General features: G+C 72.5%; 5 protein-coding genes. 4 read left to right on the forward strand and 1 reads right to left on the reverse strand.

Annotation, left to right across the window (positions count from 1 at the left end; translation table 11 throughout):
- The first annotated feature begins 14 nt into the window (after window positions 1-14).
- From ACW0Q9_RS29135 to dusB, 3 genes are all read left to right on the forward strand, one after another.
- On the forward strand, window positions 15-482 hold the full coding sequence (locus ACW0Q9_RS29135; RefSeq protein ID WP_456186755.1) for an Rv0361 family membrane protein: 468 nt from the start codon (window positions 15-17) through the stop codon (window positions 480-482).
- A gap of 113 nt (window positions 483-595) precedes the next feature.
- On the forward strand, window positions 596-1975 hold the full coding sequence (locus ACW0Q9_RS29140) for a glycine--tRNA ligase (RefSeq protein ID WP_456186747.1): 1380 nt from the start codon (window positions 596-598) through the stop codon (window positions 1973-1975).
- Window positions 1976-2026: 51 nt separating this feature from the next.
- Window positions 2027-3199, forward strand: coding sequence for a tRNA dihydrouridine synthase DusB (gene dusB / locus ACW0Q9_RS29145; protein ID WP_456186749.1), 1173 nt, complete (start codon window positions 2027-2029; stop codon window positions 3197-3199).
- 6 nt (window positions 3200-3205) lie between these two features.
- Here dusB and ACW0Q9_RS29150 read toward each other — a convergent pair whose 3' ends face one another.
- Window positions 3206-3973, reverse strand: a complete 768-nt coding sequence (locus tag ACW0Q9_RS29150) for a DUF998 domain-containing protein (protein ID WP_456186751.1) — start codon at window positions 3971-3973, stop codon at window positions 3206-3208.
- A gap of 158 nt (window positions 3974-4131) precedes the next feature.
- On the opposite strand from ACW0Q9_RS29150, the gene ACW0Q9_RS29155 reads away from it, so the two are divergent.
- Window positions 4132-4800, forward strand: coding sequence for a TetR/AcrR family transcriptional regulator (locus tag ACW0Q9_RS29155; protein ID WP_456186753.1), 669 nt, complete (start codon window positions 4132-4134; stop codon window positions 4798-4800).
- Window positions 4801-4829: the final 29 nt, after the last annotated feature.

A 4829-nucleotide genomic window follows, 5' to 3' on the forward strand; every position in this document is an offset into this window, starting at 1 on the left:
AGCCGGGCGTTCCCGTGCCGCCGCCCGGCCCCGGGGTCGCCCCGCCGTTCGCCGCGCCGCCCACCGAGGGCGGGCGGGCCCGGCTCTGGCTCGGCCTCGGCGTCGGCGCGCTCGCCCTGCTGCTCTGCTGCGGCGGGGGCGGCGCGGCCGTGGTCGGGCTGGCCGTGAGCAACGTGCAGGCCGTCGAGGAGCAGGGCCGGGCGGTCACCGACGACTACTACCAGGCGCTCGTGGCCAAGGACTGGTCCAAGGCGTACGACCAGCTCTGCGACGACGCCCGGCGGCGCGAGTCCCGGCGCGAGTTCGAGCAGCGGGTGGCCACCGAGCCGCAGGTCTCCGGCTACCGGGTGGGCGAGGTCGACACCACGACGCTGACCGTGCCGGTGGACGTGACCCTGGCCGGCGGCAAGCGGGAGGCGCAGACCGTCACGCTCGCGCCGGACCAGCAGACGGGCGGCATGGAGGTGTGCGGGGTGAGCTGACCGGGCCCCGGTATTCTGCTGGGCTCGGGACCGCGGCGGTCGTACCGTTGTCCCGAACCGTCCGGTTCCACTCACATCGCCCCCGCCGACCGCCAGCCGGCGTAGGAGGAAACATGCCAGCCGACCGTATCGACGCCGTCGTCAGCCTCGCCAAGCGCCGAGGCTTCGTCTTCCCCTCCAGCGAGATCTACGGGGGCACCCGGTCGGCCTGGGACTACGGTCCGCTCGGCGTCGAGCTCAAGGAGAACGTCCGCCGGCAGTGGTGGAAGACCATGGTCCAGCAGCGCGACGACGTCGTCGGCCTGGACTCCGCGGTCATCCTGGCCCGCAAGGTCTGGGAGGCCAGCGGCCACATCGCCGAGTTCGTCGACCCGCTCACCGAGTGCCAGTTCTGCCACAAGAGGTTCCGCGCCGACCACCTCGAAGAGGCGTACGAGGCCAAGCACGGCAAGCCGCTGACCTCGCTGACCGAGTTGAACTGCCCGAACTGCGGCAACAAGGGCACCTTCACCGAGCCGAAGATGTTCAACGGCCTGATGAAGACCTACCTGGGCCCGGTGGAGAGCGACGAGGGCCTGCACTACCTGCGCCCGGAGACCGCCCAGGGCATCTTCGTCAACTACAAGAACGTGGAGACGGTCGCCCGCAAGAAGCCGCCGTTCGGCATCGCGCAGACCGGCAAGTCGTTCCGCAACGAGATCACCCCCGGCAACTTCATCTTCCGCACCCGCGAGTTCGAGCAGATGGAGATGGAGTTCTTCGTCGAGCCGGGCACCGACGAGAAGTGGCACGAGTACTGGCTCGCCGAGCGCTGGAACTGGTACCTCGACCTGGGCCTCTCCGCGGACAACCTGCGCTTCTACGAGCACCCCAAGGAGAAGCTCTCCCACTACTCGAAGCGCACCGTCGACATCGAGTACCGGTTCCAGTTCGGCGGCACGGAGTTCGCCGAGCTGGAGGGCATCGCCAACCGGACGGACTTCGACCTGTCCACGCACAGCAAGCACTCCGGCGTCGACCTGTCGTACTTCGACCAGACCAAGGGCGAGCGCTGGATGCCGTACGTGATCGAGCCGGCCGCCGGCCTCACCCGCGCGGTGCTGGCCTTCCTGCTCGAGGCGTACGACGAGGACGAGGCCCCGAACACCAAGGGCGGCGTGGACAAGCGCACCGTCATGCGCTTCGACCCGCGGCTGGCCCCGGTCAAGGTGGCGGTGCTGCCGCTGTCCCGCAACGAGGCGCTCTCGCCCAAGGCCAAGCAGCTCGCCACCGACCTGCGCAAGCGCTGGGTGGTCGAGTTCGACGACTCGCAGGCCATCGGCCGCCGCTACCGCCGGCAGGACGAGATCGGCACCCCGTTCTGCGTCACCGTCGACTTCGACACCCTGGACGACAACGCGGTGACCGTGCGGAACCGGGACACCATGACCCAGGAGCGCATCTCCCTGGACCAGGTCGAGCGCTACCTGATCGAGCGCCTGCCCGGCTGCTGACGCTGGTCACGGGGCCCCGACCGTGCGGTCGGGGCCCCGTACACTTGTGCGGTGACCGCCCCGACCCTGCCCGCGCTGCGCCCACTGACCCTCGGCCCGCACCAGGTGTGGCCGCCGGTGGTGCTCGCGCCGATGGCCGGGATCACCAACGTCGGCTTCCGCCGGCTCTGCCGGGAGCAGGGCGGCGGCATCTACGTCTGCGAGATGATCACCACCCGGGCGCTGGTCGAGCGGAACCCGAAGACGCTGCGCATGATCGCCTTCGGTGCGGACGAGCAGCCGCGCAGCCTCCAGCTCTACGGCACCGACCCGGAGATCACCGCCGCCGCCGTGCGGATCGTGGTCGAGAAGAACCTCGCCGATCACATCGACCTCAACTTCGGCTGCCCGGTCCCCAAGGTCACCCGGCGCGGTGGCGGCTCGGCCCTGCCGTGGCGGCGCCGGCTCTTCGCCCGGCTGGTCCGGGCCGCGGTGGACGCCGCGTCCCCGGCCGGGGTGCCGGTCACCGTGAAGATGCGCAAGGGCATCGACGACGACCACCTGACGTACGTCGAGGCGGGGCTCGCCGCCCAGGACGCCGGCGTCGCCGCGGTCGCCCTGCACGGGCGTACGGCCGCGCAGCGCTATTCGGGCACCGCCGACTGGGACGCCATCGCCACCCTCAAGCAGGCGCTCGACGTGCCGGTGCTGGGCAACGGCGACATCTGGGAGGCCGACGACGCGCTGCGGATGGTCGCCCACACCGGCGTCGACGGCGTGGTGATCGGGCGCGGCTGCCTGGGCCGGCCGTGGCTCTTCGCCGACCTGGAGGCCGCCTTCAACGGGCGCACCGAGCGGCGGCTGCCCAACCTCGGCGAGGTGGCGGCGACCATGCGGCGGCACGCCGAGCTGCTGGTCGACCAGTTCGTGGCCGGCGCCCGCAACCCGGCCCGGGGCGAGCGCGACGGCTGCACCGACTTCCGCAAGCACGTCGCCTGGTACCTCAAGGGCTTCCCGATCGGCAGCGAGCTGCGCCGCTCGCTCGCGATGATCGACAGCCTGGCCCAGCTCGACGACCTGCTCGGCAAGCTCGACCCGACCGTGCCGTTCCCGGTGGAGACCCTGGGCCAGCCGCGCGGCCGGACCAACTCCCCGGGCAAGGTCTTCCTGCCCGACGGCTGGCTGGCCAGCCGCGACGACGACACCCCGCCGGACGGCGCCGAGCTGGACGACTCCGGCGGCTGACCGCGGTCAGCCGTCCGTCGAGGTGGGCGTCGAGGGCGCGGGCGGCCATGGCGGTGAGGTCGAGGTTGCCAGGGCCTGCCGCGCGGCGAGTCCGATCCACGCCACCCCGGTGTAGAGGGCGACCCGCTCGAACAGGCCGCTGGGCGCCCCCGGCAGGGTGCCCGCGAAGTCCAGGCCGGCCAGCACGGAGCAGGTCACGAACGCGGTGACGACCACCGCGGTGGCCGCCCGGCCGGCGGTCTGCCACGCGGTGCCGTGGCCGGCCCGTCGCAGGTCCCGCCCGAGCAGCCAGGCGGAGGCCGACATCGCGCCGACGACGATCGCCCCGGCGAGGTCGTGCACGGTGCCGTGCCAGCTGTGCGTCGCGGGCGCGCCGGGCGGGTAGCCCAGGCCGGCATCGATCGGGAAGGTCGCCGCCACGAGCAGGGCAAGGCCGGCGACGGCCACCGTACGCCAGCTCCACGCGACGGGCCGCCGGTGGCGGTCTGCTTGGCGGAGGCCTGCGGCGGTCCCTCGATCGTTCGCTGCCTGGCGGACGTCGGCAGTGGCGTGGCGGTGGTTCGCTGCCTGGCGGAGGCCTGCGGCGATGACGGCGAGCAGAGCGGCGCAGACCGCGAGCTTGGCGACGCCGAGCCAGCCACGGTCACCGAGGCAGAGGTGGCTCACCCAGTGGCGGGCCGGCTGGTAACCGGGCCGGGTGAACGAGTCGGCCAGGTCGACACCGATGAAGACGAGCGGGGCGAGGGTGGCGGCCAGCCGGACGGTACGGGACATGCGCTGCTCCTCCCGGGATCCAGTCGCCTGCGAACAGCGTTCGCAGGCGCTGCTCATCGTCGCATCGTGCGAACGGTGTTCGCAAGCTCCGGGCTCACTAAGCTGGGATCCCTCGCGCTGTCGACCAGGCGGGAGGCCGGAGCAGGATCGGAGGACGGGTGGGACAGTCGGCGGCGCGCCCCGCGCTGACCCGGGTGGCGATCGTCGACACGGCGCTGGAACTGATCGGCCGCTCCGGTGTCGAAGCGGTCAGCATGCGGACGGTCGCCGACGCGTTCGGCACCGGACCGGCGTCGATCTACCGGCACGTCTCCGGCAAGGGCGAGCTCCTGGATCTGGCTCTCGACCGGGTGCTCGCGGAGGTGCGTACGCCCTCCAGCCCCGGGGGTGACTGGCGCCGGTCGCTGACCGAGCTGGCCGGCGAGGTGCGCCGCGCGTTGCTCGGCCACGGCGACATCGCCGCCGTGGCGTTGTCCGGGCGGCCGGTCGGTGACAACTCGTTCCGCATCGCCGAGACGCTGCTGGCGATCCTGCGTACGGCCGGATTCCCCGACGAGGTCTGCGCCTGGGCGTTGGACCGGCTCTCGCTCTACGTCACCGCGGACGCGCTGGACACCGCGCGTAGGCGGCTCGCCGGGCGGGGCGACGCCGAGTCGGTGGCTCGGCACTGGTCGCTGGTCGCGGAGCGCTACCGCAGCCTGCCGCCGGAGGCGTTTCCGCACACCACGGCCCTGCAGGGTGCCCTGTTCGAGGGCGATCCGGAGGACCGGTTCACGCTCGGACTGGAGGTCTTCCTCGACGGGCTCGCCGCGCGACGGCGCAGATGACAAAGGGCCCGACCCCGGGTGGGGTCGGG

Source organism: Micromonospora sp. I033 (assembly GCF_053890995.1).